The 19,101-nt window shown below is 50.3% G+C and carries 16 protein-coding genes; 5 read left to right on the top strand and 11 right to left on the bottom strand.

Annotation, left to right across the window (positions count from 1 at the left end; genetic code table 11):
* Positions 1-31: 31 nt before the first annotated feature.
* The 5 genes from SNR34_RS14620 to pdxR all read right to left on the bottom strand — a co-directional run bounded on the left by SNR34_RS14620 (position 32) and on the right by pdxR (position 4,794).
* Positions 32-436: a VOC family protein gene (locus SNR34_RS14620; RefSeq protein ID WP_236413877.1), complete on the bottom strand. Its 405-nt coding sequence runs from the start codon at positions 434-436 to the stop codon at positions 32-34.
* A gap of 47 nt (positions 437-483) precedes the next feature.
* Positions 484-855: an iron chaperone gene (locus SNR34_RS14615; protein ID WP_339278098.1), complete on the bottom strand. Its 372-nt coding sequence runs from the start codon at positions 853-855 to the stop codon at positions 484-486.
* Between the two features lie 92 nt (positions 856-947).
* On the bottom strand, positions 948-2,117 hold the full coding sequence (locus SNR34_RS14610; protein WP_486182253.1) for a GNAT family N-acetyltransferase: 1,170 nt from the start codon (positions 2,115-2,117) through the stop codon (positions 948-950).
* 195 nt (positions 2,118-2,312) lie between these two features.
* Entirely contained in the window at positions 2,313-3,194 is an 882-nt protein-coding gene (gene pdxS / locus SNR34_RS14605) for a pyridoxal 5'-phosphate synthase lyase subunit PdxS (RefSeq protein ID WP_236413872.1), read from the bottom strand.
* A 169-nt stretch (positions 3,195-3,363) separates the two neighbouring features.
* The gene (pdxR, locus tag SNR34_RS14600; RefSeq protein ID WP_486182252.1) at positions 3,364-4,794 is read right to left on the bottom strand and encodes a MocR-like pyridoxine biosynthesis transcription factor PdxR; all 1,431 of its coding nucleotides are present in this window, start codon (positions 4,792-4,794) and stop codon (positions 3,364-3,366) included.
* Positions 4,795-5,067: 273 nt separating this feature from the next.
* On the opposite strand from pdxR, the gene SNR34_RS14595 reads away from it, so the two are divergent.
* Positions 5,068-5,817, top strand: coding sequence for a YqcI/YcgG family protein (locus tag SNR34_RS14595; RefSeq protein WP_486182251.1), 750 nt, complete (start codon positions 5,068-5,070; stop codon positions 5,815-5,817).
* Between the two features lie 110 nt (positions 5,818-5,927).
* On the opposite strand, the gene SNR34_RS14590 is transcribed toward SNR34_RS14595, so the two are convergent.
* The gene (locus tag SNR34_RS14590; RefSeq protein WP_486182250.1) at positions 5,928-7,346 is read right to left on the bottom strand and encodes an amino acid permease; all 1,419 of its coding nucleotides are present in this window, start codon (positions 7,344-7,346) and stop codon (positions 5,928-5,930) included.
* Between the two features lie 112 nt (positions 7,347-7,458).
* Between SNR34_RS14590 and SNR34_RS14585 the strand changes: the two genes are divergently transcribed.
* The 3 genes from SNR34_RS14585 (at position 7,459) to SNR34_RS14575 (ending at position 11,254) form a co-directional block, all read left to right on the top strand.
* Positions 7,459-8,094, top strand: a complete 636-nt coding sequence (locus SNR34_RS14585) for a LysE family translocator (protein ID WP_486182249.1) — start codon at positions 7,459-7,461, stop codon at positions 8,092-8,094.
* Between the two features lie 202 nt (positions 8,095-8,296).
* The gene (locus SNR34_RS14580) at positions 8,297-8,914 is read left to right on the top strand and encodes a TetR/AcrR family transcriptional regulator (protein ID WP_236413867.1); all 618 of its coding nucleotides are present in this window, start codon (positions 8,297-8,299) and stop codon (positions 8,912-8,914) included.
* 27 nt (positions 8,915-8,941) lie between these two features.
* Positions 8,942-11,254 carry an MMPL family transporter gene (locus SNR34_RS14575; protein WP_486182248.1) on the top strand — a complete coding sequence of 771 codons (2,313 nt, stop codon included), beginning with the start codon at positions 8,942-8,944 and terminating at the stop codon, positions 11,252-11,254.
* Positions 11,255-11,427: 173 nt separating this feature from the next.
* On the opposite strand, the gene SNR34_RS14570 is transcribed toward SNR34_RS14575, so the two are convergent.
* Positions 11,428-12,156 carry an amino acid ABC transporter ATP-binding protein gene (locus tag SNR34_RS14570; RefSeq protein ID WP_339278093.1) on the bottom strand — a complete coding sequence of 243 codons (729 nt, stop codon included), beginning with the start codon at positions 12,154-12,156 and terminating at the stop codon, positions 11,428-11,430.
* Entirely contained in the window at positions 12,149-13,594 is a 1,446-nt protein-coding gene (locus tag SNR34_RS14565; protein WP_438286811.1) for an amino acid ABC transporter substrate-binding protein/permease, read from the bottom strand. The genes SNR34_RS14570 and SNR34_RS14565 overlap by 8 nt, the downstream gene beginning before the upstream one ends.
* Positions 13,595-13,999: 405 nt before the next feature.
* Between SNR34_RS14565 and SNR34_RS14560 the strand changes: the two genes are divergently transcribed.
* On the top strand, positions 14,000-15,043 hold the full coding sequence (locus SNR34_RS14560) for a pectate lyase family protein (protein WP_445259762.1): 1,044 nt from the start codon (positions 14,000-14,002) through the stop codon (positions 15,041-15,043).
* A gap of 138 nt (positions 15,044-15,181) precedes the next feature.
* Here the strand turns inward: SNR34_RS14560 and pcp are convergent, their stop codons facing one another.
* The 3 genes from pcp to SNR34_RS14545 form a co-directional block, all read right to left on the bottom strand.
* Positions 15,182-15,829: a pyroglutamyl-peptidase I gene (pcp, locus tag SNR34_RS14555; protein ID WP_486182247.1), complete on the bottom strand. Its 648-nt coding sequence runs from the start codon at positions 15,827-15,829 to the stop codon at positions 15,182-15,184.
* Between the two features lie 125 nt (positions 15,830-15,954).
* A complete protein-coding gene (locus tag SNR34_RS14550; protein WP_486182246.1) occupies positions 15,955-16,659 on the bottom strand; it encodes a glycosyltransferase in 705 nt (234 codons plus the stop codon).
* 231 nt (positions 16,660-16,890) lie between these two features.
* Positions 16,891-19,080 carry an MMPL family transporter gene (locus tag SNR34_RS14545; protein WP_486182245.1) on the bottom strand — a complete coding sequence of 730 codons (2,190 nt, stop codon included), beginning with the start codon at positions 19,078-19,080 and terminating at the stop codon, positions 16,891-16,893.
* Positions 19,081-19,101: the final 21 nt, after the last annotated feature.

Genomic DNA, 19,101 nt, shown 5'->3' with positions numbered 1-19,101 from the left:
CTACGATTTACGCGCTTTTTCAGAGAACGGATCAGGCCAGGTTAAGCTGCCACGTCACGCCGAATTTGTCTCCGACCCAGCCGAATTTGGAACTGAATGGATAAGCGCCAAGCGGCATGTACACGGTTCCTCCATCCAGCAATTTGGCAAACGTGCGTTCAATTTCCTCATCCGATTCACACTCAACAAACAGGGAAATGGCAGGCGTAAACGAAAAAGCATGCTTCACGTAGCTGTCGATACACATGAACGTTTGCCCGGCCAGCTTGAATGTTGCTTGATGCAAAGAACCTTCCGGACCATCCTCATTCGGGCCGTATCGTTGAATGCTTGTGATTTCAGAGTCTTCGAACAGACTCACGTAGAAGTTCATCGCCTCTTCTGCCTGACCTTCAAACATCAAAAACGTTTTGATTTTAGGGCCGATTTTTGCCATGACGGGATCTCCCTTTTTATTTTTGTAGTGTGCTTCGAGCTTGCTTACTATTTTCTCCAAAACGTCGTGCACTCAGCCTTGTCCAATATATTGAACTCGATCAGTTTCGCAAGCAAACCAAAATCGACTTCATTTTTCCACGGCATACGAATCAGTTCCTTGGTATGGGTGTAGCCCGCTTGGGTAATGTCATCCGCAAAACGTTCAATGACCACCTTCTCGGGAGCTACGGCGATGTGCTGTTTGGACACGCTAAACCCGATAATAAACGTATCATGATCGGTAAACATGGGCTGATTCCATGCTATTTTGGGCGATAAAACCGGATAAGACTCCTTTACCCAATTCAATACTTCTTCCATTCGGGCACGGTGCTCCGGATGATCGATGCGCGTTAAATATTCCGCAAAAAATTCCATAATCCCCCTCCTCAAGAGCAATATTTTCAGTTGACGATGATCATCGCCATCCCATTTTACCATGAATCCAAACCGTACACGGATGAACATATTTACTTTAAAAAGCTCGGAGATGCCAGCACGACCGACGTTTCAATCTGCCTTTCCGGCACGTCCCAATATCGCTGCAGCAGCTCCGCTTTCTTCTCCGGCGGAACTAGGGCGAAGCCGTTTTTCTCATAAAACGCGATGGCCCACGATGCCGCTTCCCATGTGCCGATCAGGATCGGTTTGTCGGTAAATCCAACGATGTGATTCAGCAGCATGGTGCCAATGCCGCCCTGGCGGCTTGTCGTTTGTACGTAAGCATGACGGATTAACGCCACCTCTCCTTTGTCTTGGATACCCATGACGCCGACAAGTTGTCCGCCAAGCTCGACGCCCCAGAAGTTTACGCCACTGTTCATCTCCTGTTTCAGCTCTTCCAGGCTCATATACGGCACATGATACCGATCTTCCGGAATAACCCCTTGATAGGCGATAGCTGCATCGTTAATAATGCGGAAAATGGCAGGTTCATCGCTCTCCGCACATGGTCGAATGACTGGTGTCGTATGTACGATTTCTTGCAGCCGTTCCTTCACATGATTCGTGACGGCGCCGCCATGATAAGCGATCACTGCATCCACGTCGAGCTCCAGCAATTTCGCGATCGACTGCAAAGCGGTGGATGGATCTAACGTATGTTGGGGGTCAAAGGAGAGAAGATTGCCTTCTTGCGAAGTCAATGCATCACCGGCGATCAGCGTTTTGCTCGGAATATGGTACAGTGACATGTGATCCGGCGTGTGCCCCGGCGTATAGACGACCTGAATGCCGCCGGCCAACGGAAGAATGTCGCCATCCTGAAGTGCCGTATGCACCTGCACGGACGGTGCGAAAACCTTGCTTTTGATGAGCGGGATCGCTGCGGTCAAATAAGGGACGGCCTCCTCATGCGCCAGCACCGCGACCTGGCCTTCCCTGGCTTGCACCACTTCCGGCAGACTGCCGATATGGTCGCGGTCTTGATGCGTGATGATGACATGCGTCAAATCGTCCAAAGCAAACCCTTCCTTTTCCAGCATCGTACGGATCAGGTCCAATTGCCCGGAAATGCCGGTATCGACAAGAACGACATGCTGCTCGTCCCACAACAATGTCGGATGTACGACGAACGCTTCCCCATTCACGTCCATCCGAAGCTCCATCGCTTGAATTCCTGCAGGGGTCAGTGGCATCATTTCATCTTCCTTTCTTCTTGCGGATATGCCTTATTGTATAAGGTTTGGCAGGGTATTAAAAGTGTAAGTCGTTCCTTCGGCATTTCCCCTTTTCGTACAGTTGCCCTGCGTAAAAAGAAGAAGCACCACTCCATAAAGAGTGATGCTTTCTTGACCTATAGTCCTCCACGGTCACACACCGTGGTCTTGATGATCTTACCAGCCGCGGTCCGACATGCGCTCCGACGGTGCAAGCGTGGCAATGTCGATGCCTTTCATCGGCGTACCCAGGTTTTTGGATACTTCGGCGATCAATTTGTAATCCGTGTAGTGCGTCGTTGCTTCCACGATCGCACGCGCAAACTTCTCAGGGCTGTCCGATTTGAAAATGCCAGATCCTACGAATACGCCGTCTGCGCCCAGGTGCATCATCAACGCCGCATCCGCCGGGGTGGCTACACCGCCTGCCGCAAAGTTGACGACCGGCAGTTTGCCGTTTTCGTGTACATCCAGCAGCTGCTCATAAGGAACGCCGAGCAATTTGGCTTCATGATACAGCTCGTCTTTGGACATGCCCGCCACTTTCTTGATCTGACTGTTGATCAAACGCATATGACGGACCGCTTCAACGATATTTCCGGTTCCCGGCTCGCCTTTGGTACGGATCATCGAGGCACCCTCTCCGATCCGGCGCAGCGCTTCACCCAGATCCTTCGCGCCGCAAACAAACGGAACGACGAATTCGCGTTTGTCGATATGGTACACCTCATCGGCTGGTGTCAACACTTCACTCTCGTCCAGGTAATCCACGCCCAGGGATTCCAGCACTTTGGCTTCCACGTAGTGGCCAATGCGTGCTTTGGCCATAACCGGGATCGTCACCACTTTCATGACTTCTTCCACGATCGTTGGATCTGCCATCCGAGCAACGCCACCTGCGGCACGGATATCCGATGGCACGCGCTCCAGCGCCATGACTGCCGTTGCCCCGGCCGCTTCTGCGATCTTTGCCTGTTCAGCGTTCATGACGTCCATGATGACGCCGCCTTTTTGCATTTCTGCCATGCCTCTTTTCACACGATCGGTACCTGTATTCATCTGTAATCCCCCTATCCGAATTCGAACGAACCATCCAAGCATTGCATGCTTTTATTTCGTCTCTGTTAACTGGCTCTTATAAATTAAACCATTCCGGGAGTAATGGGTAGGGCCAGATTTTAAATTTTATATAGGACCACAACGCGTTACCGTGCAAAACCGGGACAAATTATCGTCCACGAAACCAAGCCTCGCAGAGCAGAGAAACGCCTTCGCGGATCCGTTCCTCATTCAATCCTCCGAAACCAAGCAGGACCTGCGCGTTTCCCGAATGATGCTTTTTCTCATAAAAAGCAGACATCGGATAGACCAAAACGCCATTATGCTGCGCGGCGGCGATAAGTTCTTCCTCGGTCATGCCGTTGCGCGGCTCCAGCACCAGGTGCAGCCCTGAAGCCGAACCGATGATTTGAACGCTGTCCTTCATGTAATCCTTGATTGCCGTCAATAACGCATGATGTCTTTTTTTATAAATGTTTCTGGCTTTGTTGAGATGTTTGCTCCATTCGCCGCTTTCCATGAACATCTCCAGCGTATGCTGATCCAGTTTGGACACGGTTTGTTTGTAACCCGCGTACCGCTCGTTGTACGTTCCTTGCAGTTTTTCCGGAAGCACCATGAAGCTGATTCGTATGGAAGGCATCAACAGTTTGGAAAACGTGCCTAAATACACGGTGTTTCCATGCATATCCAAACTATGCAGTGACGGAATAGGCCTGCCTTCATACCTGAATTCGCTGTCGTAATCGTCTTCGATGACGTACCCGTCGTTATTTTTTGCCCATTCGATCAGCTCCAACCGCCTGGAGATCGGCATGACGGTACCTGTCGGGAACTGATGCGAAGGCGTAACGTATACGGCCTTTACATCCGTGTTCATCAGCTCGACCACGCTCAGGCCGTGTTTGTCGAGAGGGATCGGTTCCACTTGTTTTGCGTAATCCTTGATGACCAGAAGGGCCTGATCGTACCCGGGATCTTCCACCCCGAAACCATGCTCCCTGCCGATGATCTTGCATAGCATGCTTAACAGATACTGCGTGCCCGCACCAATAACGATTTGTTCTTCCCGGCAATTTACGCCGCGGGATTGATAGATGTACTCCGAAATTTGCTTGCGCAGTCCAAGTTCTCCTTGCGGTTCCCCGGCCAAAATCACGCTATTTTGTTCGGCCATGATGCTTTTCATCATCATTTGACGCCATAGCTTGAAGGGGAAATGAGTCAGGTCCACTTCCCCATATTTAAAATCGAATGCGTACTTTTGCGCCGGTCCCTCGAGTCCGGCAGCTTCACCTTCGCTTCCGGACTGCAGTGCATCATGCGGAAGGCCGGCCAGCAGAAACGTATCCTGCATCTCGGCGACGAACAGCCCCCGGCGTTCTTCGCTGATGACGTACCCTTCGGCAACGAGCTGCTGGTATGCCGCGTCTACCGTATTGCGGCTGATGTTCAAATACGAGGACAAGCGCCGTTGCGAAGGCAATTTGCCGTTAGCCGGAATTCTTTTTTTCTGTATTTCGTCTTTCAGGTATTCATATAGCTGCAAATACATCGGCTCATCCGAGGCCGGATCAAGATTAGGGGTAATTTCGAGCATACGTTCCATCTCCCAAAGATCATAAAATCAAAATTCTGGCCTCCCTCATTTCTGTCTTTTTCATTATTTCAACGAGGCCAAACCATATTCATCTTAAATGGGATCGGGGTGGATGTAAAGATCCGTAAGTGAGAAAAAACCGCCATGGATGGTGGTCTTGCCGAATACATTCAAGCCAAAAAAGCTGCCTGTGATCAGTCGGCTTAAAACGTCGGCTGGACAGTCACCATTTTCCTTCTGGGCGATATCCTATAGGGAAAAGGAGGACTGTTCATGTCGCTGTTGTTCGAACATACGGAGATCGAGCGTGAAGAGCTTTCACTGGATGACTGGAAAAAAGACGCCTGTAAGCGATTCGCTTCCAAAATGGGCGATCGGGAACACCGGTTTCCCTGCATTCCGGCAACGCATGCCTTCGCACTGGGCCACCTCCGTTATGGGTTCGTGTCCAATTCGGGCAATGGGTCTGCAGGCAGCCAACTGGCAGCCATCATTGCAGAATATGGACAATATTCACGCTCTTTCGGCGATTATTCTTCCCTGGTCGTTTTTTTCGAACCCAGGGATAGTATTGAAGACGTATTGAGTTATGAAACGTTATTCTGGAATCTGTTAAGCGAGGTCAGCGGTCTCGATGATGCATCCTGGCCGTCCGACATTCCGGAAGATCCGGAAAATGCCATGTGGGAGTACTGTTATGACGGAGAACGTTATTTTGTCTATTGCGGCACGCCGGCGCACGTCCTTCGCCAAAGCCGCAGCTTCCCTTATTTCATGTTAGCCTTAACGCCCCGTTGGGTGCTTGATCGCTGGAATGCCCATCCCCAAAAGGCTGCTGCCATTGCTCCGAGAATCCGCGAGCGCTTGGTCAAATACGATGCTGCTCCCGCCCACCCGGAATTGAAACCGTACGGATCGCAAGGAAACCTTGAATACAAGCAGTATTATCTGCGGGATGACGAGACTTCTTTATCCAAGTGCCCGTTTCATCGCGCCCTGCAAAAAGGACAGCGGCAGGAGTGATTCGAAACGTGCTTGTCAACGAATTAACAGAACCTTGTCCTAGAAGGACCCTCCTTCGAATAGGATGTTAAAAGCAGTCCTTTCGAAAGAGGGCTTTTGTCATGCCTTCATCATTTCAGTTTGTTTTTTCGCTTTGCAAATGTCGGCATCCGTTCGGAAAAATGCATCGCATCGGCATTCCCTGGATGGGGCTCTGACCGACGCGCCCTCTTTTTGCGGACATGCTGAACCATGATGTCGCTTGCACCGATCAGCGCAACAAGCAGCAGGCTGACGAAAAATCCGGGGCGGCTGAGCGGATGGAACAAGCTTCCCGTAACGGCCGCTCCGATGAGCAGCAATCCGACCCAGCGCTTGATTTTTCCGAAAGCAGTCGCCTTAACCAACTTGCCCGAAGACATCAAAATAAAGGACCAGTTGTATAACAACATTAATCCGGCTGCCGTCGTGACATATTCATACACTTTTTCCGGCAGCATTATGGAAACGGCAATGGTTCCGATCAAGCCGCAGCCGATGAGGGTTAACGCAAACAATGGATATTTCTTTTTCCATTTTCGCGAAAAAAGCTTAGGCGCATCCCCCTCCTGTGCTAGGGTGATCATCATCGACGTAACGGCGTACAGGGATGCAGTCATGGTGGAAAATCCGGCAATGATCAACACTCCATTGAACACGTGGGGGATGAATTTCAGATGATCGCTGCTCAGCGCCAACACAAACGGGCTTTCCTTCGGATTAAACGCGCTTAATGGAACCATGCTTACGGCAAGTCCGATGGATAAGGCGTAAACTGCCGCAAGGGTGATCAACATGACTTTCCCGGCTCTGGGCGCCTGTTTGGGGTCTTTTAGCCGATAGGACAAGATGCCTAACACTTCAATGCCGCCATAAGCATAGAACGCAAACAGAAAAGACGACCACAGCCCGTTCCATCCTTTGGGCAGGACCTCTGCAGCATCGAGGGGCACATCGGCGTTGAATTTCGCTCCCCCGATCCATCCGGCCAGAAGCGAACATGCCAGCACCAAAAACATCGCAATGGCAGCAATCTTGATGATCGCCAACACGTGCTCGACCCGGTCGAATCCTTTATTGCCGAAAAAGACGATGCACATGCCTGCCAATCCGAAACCCGGAGCGAACAGCCAGAGCGGAACTGCCGGAAACCAGAATCGCGAGAAAATAGCTAATGCGGTCAGTTGGCTTCCCATGATGAGCAGCTCCGAAAACCAGTAGATCCATCCGCTCGCAAACCCTGCCCAGCTGCCATACGCGTTCTTCGCGTAGGAACGAAAGGAGCCTTGCTCGGGATGACCGGCCGTCATCCGAGCCAGGGCATCGAACACTACATAGGTCCCCAGCGCCGCCAAAACATAAGCAAACAATACCGCCGGTCCGCCGATGGAGATGGCCAGTCCCGATCCCAAAAAATAACCCGTACCGATCGTGCCAGCAACGCCAAGCAGGCTTAGCTGCCACCATTTCAGTTTTTTCTCCTTGTCTGACGCACTTGATGCAGTACCCATGAATTCATTCCTTTTTCATATGAGTGAGTGATGTTGCTTTCTAAGTAGCTTTGCCCATGCCGTCTTTTTTCATGTCTCCACGTGGATTCCCGATAGTGAAAGGAGCTTTTTTATGGAAATTTACATCAAATATGTTTTAATCGGTCTCGCCATAGCCATGCCTGTCGGCGCTATTACGGTCGAGATGACGAAGCAAGGATTAAAAAACGGGTTCGTTCACGGGTGGGCCGTGGGTCTGGGCGGCATGACGGTCGATGTTTCGCTGATCCTGGCGATGTATTTCGGGTTTGCTTCCTTGCTTGCATTGCCTTATGTGCAAATTCCGCTTTGGCTTGCGGGCGCAGCCGTTCTGGCCTACCTGGGCTATGATTCGATCCGGAACGCAGACCAGGACATCACCCCGGCAGATGAAAAAACGAAAAAATCGTTCTGGAGCACATTCTTCAGCGGACTGCTGGTTGCTGTATCCCCCGGCAATCTGATCTTCTGGATCTCCGTTTTCGGAGCCGTGTTATCGGCTTCTTACAGCTCCGGCAAAGAAAGCTTTGCCATTGCGGCCATCGGCGTGTTATGCGGCATTGTGATTCATGACTTGGGCTTGATGTCCATCGTTTCCGTTTCGCGCAAAGTGATGAGCCGGGCCATGATTCGTTTTGTCTCCGTCATTGCAGGCATACTTTTATTAGGATTTTCATTCTATTTCTCCTATCAGTTCATATTGGCACTCTGGCACATGTTCAGTGACTGATTGGTTGTATGTAACATACGCTAGCAATATCGACGTATGTAACTTGCATGTGAGACCTTGGGCCCGCAGCCTTATGGTCTTTTTTTCATGCAACTTTCTCGAATTTAAATATTGCACTTTAGGCAAAATTGCACATTGGGCAGTTAATTGATATGATTGAGGCATCTTTCCCACATTTTTATGGAATCGGAGGTGAACCATCGTGAACCGCAGTTTACGCGCCATCAAAAAAGAAGCCACCGCCAGCGCTTTGGCTGAAGCCGCTTTTCAACTTGCCCTGGAACGCGGGCTGGATGGTTTCGTGGTCGAAGATATCGTGCAGCGCGCAGGATATTCCCGCAGAACGTTCGCGAATCATTTTTCGTGCAAGGAGGAAGCCGTAGTCATGGCGGGCGAGCATTTTCACGGGATTGACGAATATTTGGACATGATCGAACGGCTGCCTGAAGACACGACGCCGCTTGAAGTCATGTACCAGTTCATCAAAATGCAATTGACGGAAGAGGTCCTTCGGAGAATCCATCAAATTCTGGAACTGTCGAAAACGTATCCGACGCTTGCTCCTTACACGCTCAGCCTGTTGCACCGATTGCAGACCGCTGCCCAGGAAGCGCTGAATGGACTGTTCGAAAACCGTTATCCGGTGGGCTATAACCATTTTCTTGCCGGCGCCGTTTGCGCGGCGATCATCCCCCTGCTGGATGGAAGCGTCCCTGTTAACATTCCTGGGCTGCCTTCCGAGGATACGCCGGGTTCCGTTTCATTCGATGAATATATCGATTCCGCGTTTACTTATTTGCGCAATGGATTCCAGATTTAACGAACGTTAGGAGAGAACGAAAAAACGATGTCAAAACTACTTTATAGACTTGGAAGGAAAGCTTACGACAAACCGTGGTACTTCATCTTGGGCTGGGTTCTGATTCTGGGCATCGTCGCAGCGGCCTTGGGCATGAACGGCGTGCATGTCTCGTCCGACATCAAACTCGAAGGAACCCCTTCCCAGCAAGTGCTGGACCGTTTGGAAAAGGAATTGCCCGAGGCTTCGGGAGGCCAAGGCAGCGTTATTTTCAGCGCTCCCGAAGGAGAGCGTTTGGATACGCCCGATAACCTGAGCGCCATCACCAAAGCGGTGAATGATGTATATCAATTGGACTATGTCATCAATCCTGCGGAGCTGGCGGCTGCTGCCGGTGCCGACGCTTCAGCCATGCAGCAGCAGGCTGCGCAGGCCGCCGCATCGGGACAAACAAGCTCGGAGCAAACGGAGTTACCGCCTTATGGGCCTCTTATAGTTAATGGCATGCCCGTACCTGGCGTGAATATTTCTTCAGACGGCAACGTGGCATTGTTCCAATTCCAGTTCACGGTGCAGCAGAACTCCTTGCCCAAAGGCGTCACGGATTCCGTCATTCAGGCGGTATCGCAAGCCGAACAAGGAACGAATATAACCATCCTGCCGAGCGATTCGTTGAAAGAAGTCGGCATCCCGATCGGAAGCAATGAGATTTACGGCCTGGTTATTGCCGCAATCGTTCTGTTTATGACACTGGGCTCCGTCGTTGCGGCAGGTTTGCCAATCGTCATCGCATTGTTCGGTGTAGCCGCTGGTGTAGGCGGTGCCTTCGCCATCTCGAATTTCGTGACGATGACCTCCTTCACGCCCGTATTGGCGCTTATGATCGGCCTCGCCGTCGGCATTGACTACGCACTGTTTATCGTCAACCGACAGCGGAGACTGATTTTTGACCAAAACCTAAGCGCGCGCGAAGCGGCGAGCCGGGCCGTCGGCACCGCAGGCAGCGCCGTATTCTTCGCGGGTCTGACCGTGATCATCGCGCTGTGCGGATTGCTGGTGATCGGCATTTCCTTCCTGAGCATGATGGCGCTCGTCGCCTCCGTTACCGTACTGTTCAACGTGCTGATTGCCTTGACGCTTCTTCCGGCCTTGCTCGGCCTGTTGGGCGAACGCATCTGCTCCCGCAAAGCAAGAGAAAAGAATCATACTCAAGGGGCTAAACAGGCAAACAAACTCGCGGATCGCTGGGTTTCCGGCGTCGTGAAGCTCCGCTGGCTCGTCATCGTCGCCGTCATTGCCATTCTCGGCACGGCTGCCGTCCCGGTTGCCAAAATGGAACTGGGCATGCCATCAGGCGCTACGGCCAATCTGGATACAACCGCGCGCCAAAGTTACGACGCCATTACGAAGGGATTCGGAGAAGGCTTCAATGGGCCTTTGCTCATTGTGGCCGAGCCTAACGATGCGTCGCAGACGGTCTCGCTTCAAACGTTGGGCATGCTTGCCCAGCAATTGCAACAATTGGACCACGTTTCCGTCGTAACGCCTGCCGGTGTGAGCAAAGACGGCAAAATGGCCATTCTAAGCCTCATTCCTGAAACAGGCCCAACGGATCAGGCGACCAAACAGCTGGTCGAGGAATTGCGTTCACCAGACTCTGCGATTGCACGCGATCAGGACATGAAGCTTGGCGTTACAGGACTTACTGCGGTCAACATCGACATGTCTGCCAAACTGGCAGAAGTTTTCCCGGTATATATCGGAATCATTGTAATCCTTTCATTGGTCATCCTGCTCCTGGTCTTCCGGTCCATTCTGGTACCCATTAAGGCTACCATCGGGTTTTTGCTGAGTATCCTTGCTACGTTCGGGTTAACTACAGCCGTGTTCCAGTGGGGTTGGGCAAAAGAATGGTTCGGGTTTGACACGGGCGGTCCTCTGCTTAGCTTTATTCCGATCATGGTTACAGGCATTCTCTACGGATTGGCCATGGACTATCAGGTTTTCCTGGTATCCTCGATGAGAGAGTCCTATGTGCACGGACATCGCGGAAACGACAGCGTCAAACATGGTTATCAAATGGCAAGCCGCGTCGTTGTCGCAGCAGCCATCATTATGGTATCCGTGTTCGCCGGATTTATTTTCACCCATGATATTATGATCAAACAGATTGGATTCGCGCTTGCGCTTGGCATATTGATCGACGCCTTCGCGGTCCGTATGGCACTTGTGCCTGCGGTGATGTCCCTCTTTGGCGACAAAGCTTGGTGGCTGCCGAAATGGCTGGATCGCATGCTTCCAAACCTGGACGTCGAAGGAGACAAACTGATCGCAGAACTGAGTGCACAAGAAAAAGGCTGAAACTTATGAAAAGCACCCTAGAGAATTCCCCGTTGTCTCTCGGGCAAGGAATATTCTCGAAGGTGCTTTTTGTTATTAGCCGATCGAAGCAATCGGCAGCCATGCCGCAAAAAAACCTTCCAGACCTAAAAGTCCGGAAGGTTTTGTTTTTGTGGTTTACACGTTATGACACGTCACAGCACTTTATCCAAAAAGGTGATGGTACGTTCATTTTGTGGATTCACAAAAATATCTTCAGGTTTGCCTTGCTCCAAAATATAGCCGCCATCCATGAAAATGACGCGATCGGCTACTTCGCGCGCGAATCCCATCTCATGCGTTACGATCATCATGGTCATGCCTTCACGGGCAAGATCCTTCATGACGCCAAGCACCTCGCCGACCATTTCGGGATCAAGCGCGGATGTCGGTTCGTCGAACAGCATCACGTCCGGGTTCATCGCAAGCGCGCGGGCAATCGCTACCCGCTGCTTTTGTCCACCCGAAAGCTGGCTCGGGAAGCTGTCTGCTTTATCCTTCAATCCCACTCTCTCCAGCAAACGAAGCGCGGTATCACGGGCCTTTTCTTGGCTGAGCTTACCGAGTTCCATCGGCGCAAACATGATGTTTTTCAGTACGCTGAAATGCGGGAACAGATTGAAATGCTGGAAGACCATGCCGATATTTTCGCGTGCTTTGTTAATGTCCGTTTTTGGATCGCTCAAGTCTTGGTCATCCACGATGACCCTTCCTTCGGTGATCTCTTCCAGTTTGTTGATGCAGCGCAAAAACGTGCTTTTTCCGGAGCCGGACGGCCCGATGACGCAAACCACTTCGCCTTCGTTGACCGTCATGTCGATGCCTCTCAACACCTGATTCGATCCGTAACTTTTTTTCAATCCTTCGACTTTGATTTTACCCACGGCGAAGCTTCACCTCCAGATAGCCTGACAATTTGGTTAGTATGGTGATCACGATCAAATACATAATGGCAACCGTCAACCAGATATCGAACGAAGCAAAGGTTCTGGCAATGATGATTTTACCGGATTGCGTCAGCTCGACCAGACCGATGACACTCAGAATAGACGTATCCTTCAAGGTGATCACGAGTTGGTTGACAAATGCCGGAATCATAACGCGAATCGCCTGAGGAATAACGATCTTGATCATCGCTTTGCGGTAAGGCAGACCCAGGGAGCGAGCCGCTTCCAATTGTCCGCGATCCACCGACTGAATTCCCCCGCGAATGATTTCGGTGACGTAAGCCCCGGCATTCAAGCTGAGTGTCAGAATCGCAGCCAAGAACAACGGCATCGTAAATCCTAATGCCTGCGGAATGCCGAAATAAATAAAGAAAGCCAATACAATTAACGGCACACCGCGGAACAAATCGACAAACACCGTAGCTACGCCCCGCAGAAATTTATTCTGGCCAACCTTCATGAAACCGAAGATCAGTCCCAGAATGAACGCAAAGAACAACGATACGATCGTGTACAATAACGTCTTGCCCATGCCCTTAATCAGCGCAGGCAGCGATTTCTGGATCAATTCCCAGCGGCCGAGCGCAGCCGTGGAGGAACCTTCGCCCAAGTATTTTGCGAGGATGGCGTCATATTCGCCACTTGCTTGAATGTTGGTCAGACCTGCATTGAACTTCGCCAACAGCTCTTTATTCTGTCCTTTGCTGACCGCAAAGCCATAAGAACCGCCCGGTTCTTTATCCGTCACGATCTTTAATCCGTTATTTTGGGTGACTCCATAAGCCATAACGGGATAGTCTTCAAAACACGCGATCGAATTTCCGGTTTTGACATCATCGTACATTTGCGAAGAGTCGTCGAACGGAACGATCGTAAATCCGTATTTCGAAGCAATCGATTCTGCAAACGTGTAACCTTCCGTCCCTGTTTTAACAGCGACTTTTTGGCCACGCAGATCTTCATAGCTTTTCACGGTATCATTGTTGGCACTTACGCCCATAACAACGCCCGATTGGAAATAGGCTTCGGAAAAATCGAATTTTTGCTTGCGCTCATCGGTAATGCTCATACCCGCAATCACGCCATCGACCTGATTGGATTCCAGTGCCTGAACGGCTGCGTTAAATCCAAGCGGTTTAACTTGTACCTTGAAGTTTTGATCTTTGGCGATCGCATTCAACAGGTCCATATCGATGCCGACGAAATCACCGTTCAAATCCTGGAATTCAAACGGAGCAAACGTAATATCCGTACCGATGACGTACGTTTTAACTTCATTGGATTGTGCGGCAGTGGTACCTGCCCATCCGGTTAATCCCGCCACCAGAAACAGCAGCATGGATAGTAATGCAAATGAGACCTTTGTTGTTTTCATGTGTCCTCCTTCTTCTCGGCCCTCACCGGATAACATCTTTCTTTCCCGCTTTAGCGTGACATGTTTGTTCACGTGTATTGCCCATTATACATTCCAATTCATTGCATGAAAATGAAAAATTTCAAATTTTAATATTAGGATTTGCAGCACCGGACTTATTGATTCGTTTTTTGTTATGATTTTGGCAGAAAAACAAATAACTTGCTTATTATTTCTTGAAAATGGAAATCCAATTTCCTGAGTTCAAAGCCTTTCTTATTAATCCTATATACATTGCCTCTCCGTTAACGTGTGTATGTTTTTTGCAGTTTATATCGTATTAAATCATTATTATTGATGCGAAACGAAATACATAATATAATCAATATGTAAAATTAAGGACAAAACAAAGGATGGTGACCTATTTTGAAAAGGCTTTCAATTTTATTGCTCGCCGCTGTGCTGTTTTTGTTGAACTTCCCCGCAAGTTCACCCTCTTATGGTGCAGCCAGTTTTCCGAACACCGGCACAACGGGACTTACCGGTTTCGCCGGGAACGCCAAAAACGAAAATGGCGTTTCCAAGTCGGCCGTCACCGGCGGCAAAAACGGTCAGATCGTCTATATCAGTACCTTGAGCGACCTGCGAACCCAAGTTGCAGATACTACGCCGAAAATTGTTGTCATTGAAAAAAACATTTCTTCATCCACATTGCAAAAAGTGAACTTTGGCGCCAACAAAACCATTGTTGGTTCGTACAACAACCACACGCTCACCAATATTCATTTCCGCTCCACCTCCAGCTCAAGCAACGTCATTTTCCAGAACCTCACGTTTGAACATTCTGCCAGCATAAACGGAAATGACGACATCCAGATGTACATTACCTCCGGCACGAACTACTGGATTGACCATGTCACCTTCTCGGGGCATGCGTACAGTTCCAGCGGCAGTGATTTGGACAAGCTGCTTTACATCGGCGATCGTGCCGACTACATTACGATCAGCAACTCCAAATTCGCGAATCACAAATACGGAATCATTCTGGGGCACCCTAATGATGGTAACAGTGCTTATAATGGCGTGCCTCACGTCACGATGGCCAACAATTACTTCGAGAACCTGTACGTTCGCGGACCCGGTCTTATGCGATACGGATACTTTCACATCAAAAATAACTATGCCAACAACTTCAACCAGGCGATGACCATCGGCGAAAAAGCTCGCATTTACTCGGAAAACAATTACTTCGGAGCAGGTGCCGAAAAAGGCGGCATTCTCGATGACAAGGGCAATGGCGAATTCACCGATACAGGCAGTACGCCAGCCTTGACCGCTCCCAAATCACCCAAAACCAATTGGAGACCCAGCAGCAATTACAGCTACGAAGTGCGGGATGCCAGCTATGCCCGCGAATTCGTGACCAAATACGCCGGATCATCCAATACCACGCTCGTTTTTGGCAAATAAACGTTGGATCAAGTTCTTGTCCGCTTGTTTTTGGCAAGAACTTGATTCCGTTTCGATGCAAGCTCAAGCTGCCTAACAAAAAAGAGCCGCTATAAACGCGACTCCCGGGTTTAACTTTTAAAGACCAACAGCTGGACTTCAACATATCTGCCCGTGGGCAGCAACGATGTCGCTCGGATGCAAGATGGCCGCGCGAATGCCTGCTTCCACTCCTTTCAGGATCATCTCCATGCCCATGCTCGGTCCGCTGCGCGATACCGCTTGTTCCGGAAGCATCGGGATGTGGATGAAGCCTCCCCGAGCGCGGCCTCCGCATGGTTCGAGTTTATGCATTAAACCGTAAAAAACATGATTGCACACAAACGTTCCTGCCGTATTGGATACCGAAGCCGGGATGCCCTGCTCGTTCATCGCATTCACCATAGCTTTAATGGGAAGCGTCGACCAATAAGCGGCCGGACCGTCCGGAAAGATGGGCTGGCCCGGAGGCTGATTGCCTTCATTGTCCGGAATGCGTGCATCATCCACATTGATGGCGATCCGTTCCACCGTAATGTCAGGTCGGCCCGCCGCCAAGCCCAGGCATATCACCAACTCCGGCTTTATTTCGTCGATCGCTTCGCAAAGCTGCTCGATCGACGAACCAAACACGGTCGGCAGTTCCTTGGCATAGATCGAATAACCCTCGATGGATCGCCCTTCAAACCATTCGAGTACCTTTTGCGCCGGATTGATTGCATCCCCGCCGAAAGGCTCAAAACCGGTTAACAGAATCGTTCTGCTCATAAGTTGATCTCCTCTGCTTGATTATGCTCGGCACAGGATAATATTAACACAAGCAGGGATCAAACGGGCGTTCTATCCTTCCTAAGCCGGTGAAGCGCTATTCACGGTGCCTATCGTGGAAACCGTTATCCGCTCTTCGTTTTATACCGGATCACTCTTGTCTTCAGCAATGCGACGACGATGGCGTCCATCACGCCTGCACAGATATTATGGAAGAAACGACGTTGTGTACTGCTCCTCGCACGATTCCGTTCAACCGTGACCTCTATCACGGAAAATCCATGCATCCTCGCCATCACGGGCAGAAATCGATCGATGCCATTGAAGAAAAACAAACGATCGGCTACTTCCCTTTTAAAAAGCTGCAGCGGACATATCGAATCTATATTTTTATGGCCTGTAATCCAACACCGGATGCGGCTTCCCAAATCCATGGACACTTTATTCAGAAATTTGTCGTCGCATGTGCGCCATCTTCCGTTCACAAAATCCTTTCTGCGGATAAACGGCATTAATCTGAAAATATCTTTGGGATGGGTTTGCATGCTGGCATCCATCAGCGCGATGAGCGGATAGCTGGAATGCAGAATGCCTGCCTGAATGGCCGCGCTTTTCCCGTATGTCCGGTCAAGACTGATCCTTCTCACGCAAGGATCGATTTGCACAATTTCACGCAATACCCGATCGCTGCCGTCCTTGCTCCCGTCATTGACGAAAATAATTTCATAACGTTCCAGCCGCTCATGAAAAGCGTCCTTAATATCCATATACAGGTCATAAATATTTCGTTCGTCATTGCAAACAGGGATGATTAACGAAAGCTTCGTCATGGTTCGCTCACCTCCGGTAGAACGTTTTTCATTTCATGGCTGGAGACACTTGCGACTACAGAAACCGCACTAATCAATCACACTCGATCACTGCGAGTACAGTACCGTCTTCCGATCGTCATTATCCCCGATTTTTACGAATCTCCTTCTTCGAGGGGAAAATCTGGGATTGGTTTTGCCTCTCCGTTGACGTGTGGCATATTTTTGGCGGTTTATACAGCCGCCTTGTCCTTACGCCGCTTTGTCCCGTTCAAGTTCCTGCAATACGCTCTCGCCTTCAATATCAAGGTTCGGTATGAGGCGATCAAGCCACTTCGGCAAATACCAGGCAGACTTCCCAAGGATCGTCATGATGGCAGGCACCAGCATTAAACGCACGACGAATGCATCGAACAGAATGCCGAATGCCAGCGCAAACCCCATCGATTTAACGATCGGATCTTCAGCCATCATAAACCCCGTGAACACCGAGATCATGATCAGGCCGGCAGACGTCACGACAGCACCGCTATTTTTGATTCCCGCCAGAACGGCTCGTCGCGCATTCCCCGTATGTTTATACTCTTCCCTCATCCGGCTGACCAAAAACACTTCGTAGTCCATGGCGAGCCCGAAAAGAACGCCGACGACGATAATCGGCAGGAAATTCAGCACAGGCCCGGGAGCTTCGAATCCAAACCAGTGGCCCAGCTTGCCATCCTGAACGACATAAACGACGAAACCCAGGGTTGCCATAAAGGAGAGCACAAAACCCAGTACTGCCTTGATGGGTACAAGCAGGGAACGGAATACAACCATAAGCAGAACAAAGGCCAAACCGACAACAACCAACCCAAATTTCGGGATTGCATCATTCAATTTCTGTGAAATATCAATGCTGACGACCGTGCTTCCGGTCACCATGACCTGCACGTCTTGTTCTTTTTGCATCTCAGGGGCTTTGCTGCGAATCTGTTCCACAAGCTCTTTCGTTTGAACGTCATGCGCACCTGTGGAAGGAATGATGCGGATCATGCTGACTTCTCCCGACGAACCTGGGATTGCAGGGGACACACTGGCCACATTCGGGAATTTTTTAAATTCGCTTACCACCTGATTTATCTTTTCCGTATTCGAATCGTTCTCTTCATTGCCCGACGTTTTCGCCAGCACAATAATCGGACTGTGGTATCCGGCGCCAAAACCTTCGGATAACAAATCGTATGCCCGACGCTCCGTCTTGGCCGTGGACTTTTGCGCATCATCCGGCATGCCCAAATTCAAATGACTGAATGGTGAAGCAACAATGGCAAGCAGGCCGGCCCCGATCACCAGAATGGACCAAGGTCGTCTTGTCACGAAACTTCCCCAGCGGCTATCTACGCCCGTTTTTTTGGACTTGCTCACAAACAGGGATAAGAAACGGTTTTTCTTTTCCGGATCCAACCGTTTTCCAAGCAGCCCCAGAATGGCGGGCACAATAACAATTGCTGTGATGACCGCCGTGAATACGCACAATGCACCTGCAATCCCCATTGCCGTCAAAAACGAAATCTGCGCGACGGAAAGACCAATCAGTCCGATGATGACCGTGATGCCCGCGAATACGACGGAGCTACCCGCAGTAGCATTGGCAATCGCAATGGATTCATGTATGCCATATCCTTCTGCTCGTTGCTGACGGAACCGGGAAACGATGAACAACGCATAGTCGATGCCCACGGCAAGTCCAAGCATTGCTGCTAGTGAGAGGGAACTTGAAGTCATTTCCGTTATATTCGAAGCCAAAAGCACGCCCATCAGTCCAAGTACGAGCCCCACAATAGCAGTAATAATGGGCAGCATGCCTGTCAGAAACGAAGTGAAGGTAATGGATAAAATGATAAAGGCAAAGAGGATGCCGATGGCTTCGGTCGCCCCGCCGGTTTCCATCTGTACGTACCCCGTGCCGGTTAGCTCAACTTCCCAGCCTGCATCGCGCATCGCATGAGCAACCTGTTCCACCCGTTCTTTGGACTGGTCTGTAACTTCGTCACCCGCAACCTTGTAGTTAATTGTCGCAACCCCTATGGTTTGGTCTTCGCTAATGGTTTTGGTGTCATAAGGACTTACAGTCGATTGTACGCTTGTATCCTTGGCGATTATTTTCAAATTCTGCTGAATGAACTGCCGGGCTGAACTTGCGGACAGATCTTCATGCCAAGGCGTTTTCATCACCATTTGAATCTTTCCGCCATCATCTTTCGGTGAAGGGAACTCCTTGGACAGCAGTTCCAATGCATCCTGTGATTTCAATCCAGGCATGGACGAACCTTCACCAAACGCCGGTCCGATGGATAATGCAAAACCTGCGGTGACCAGCAGGCTCAGTAATCCGATCCATATCACTTTCAATCGATTTTTGGCCGACCACCATCCCAGTCGATACAACATTTTAGCCATTCCGCCAACAACTCCAATCCA

The organism is Paenibacillus sp. XP01 (genome assembly GCF_057364885.1).
This window is presented reverse-complemented; position numbering and strand designations above follow the sequence as displayed.

Coding starts and splice junctions, on each gene's coding strand:
- SNR34_RS14620 (WP_236413877.1), bottom strand. CDS start 436: ATGGCAAAAATCGGCCCTAAAATCAAAACGTTTTTGATGTTTGAAGGT.
- SNR34_RS14585 (WP_486182249.1), top strand. CDS start 7,459: ATGGAAATTTACATCAAATATGTTTTAATCGGTCTCGCCATAGCCATG.
- SNR34_RS14545 (WP_486182245.1), bottom strand. CDS start 19,080: ATGGCTAAAATGTTGTATCGACTGGGATGGTGGTCGGCCAAAAATCGA.
- pdxR (WP_486182252.1), bottom strand. CDS start 4,794: ATGCTCGAAATTACCCCTAATCTTGATCCGGCCTCGGATGAGCCGATG.
- SNR34_RS14615 (WP_339278098.1), bottom strand. CDS start 855: ATGGAATTTTTTGCGGAATATTTAACGCGCATCGATCATCCGGAGCAC.
- pcp (WP_486182247.1), bottom strand. CDS start 15,829: ATGAGCAGAACGATTCTGTTAACCGGTTTTGAGCCTTTCGGCGGGGAT.
- SNR34_RS14575 (WP_486182248.1), top strand. CDS start 8,942: ATGTCAAAACTACTTTATAGACTTGGAAGGAAAGCTTACGACAAACCG.
- SNR34_RS14550 (WP_486182246.1), bottom strand. CDS start 16,659: ATGACGAAGCTTTCGTTAATCATCCCTGTTTGCAATGACGAACGAAAT.
- SNR34_RS14595 (WP_486182251.1), top strand. CDS start 5,068: ATGTCGCTGTTGTTCGAACATACGGAGATCGAGCGTGAAGAGCTTTCA.
- SNR34_RS14590 (WP_486182250.1), bottom strand. CDS start 7,346: ATGGGTACTGCATCAAGTGCGTCAGACAAGGAGAAAAAACTGAAATGG.
- pdxS (WP_236413872.1), bottom strand. CDS start 3,194: ATGAATACAGGTACCGATCGTGTGAAAAGAGGCATGGCAGAAATGCAA.
- SNR34_RS14565 (WP_438286811.1), bottom strand. CDS start 13,594: ATGAAAACAACAAAGGTCTCATTTGCATTACTATCCATGCTGCTGTTT.
- SNR34_RS14610 (WP_486182253.1), bottom strand. CDS start 2,117: ATGATGCCACTGACCCCTGCAGGAATTCAAGCGATGGAGCTTCGGATG.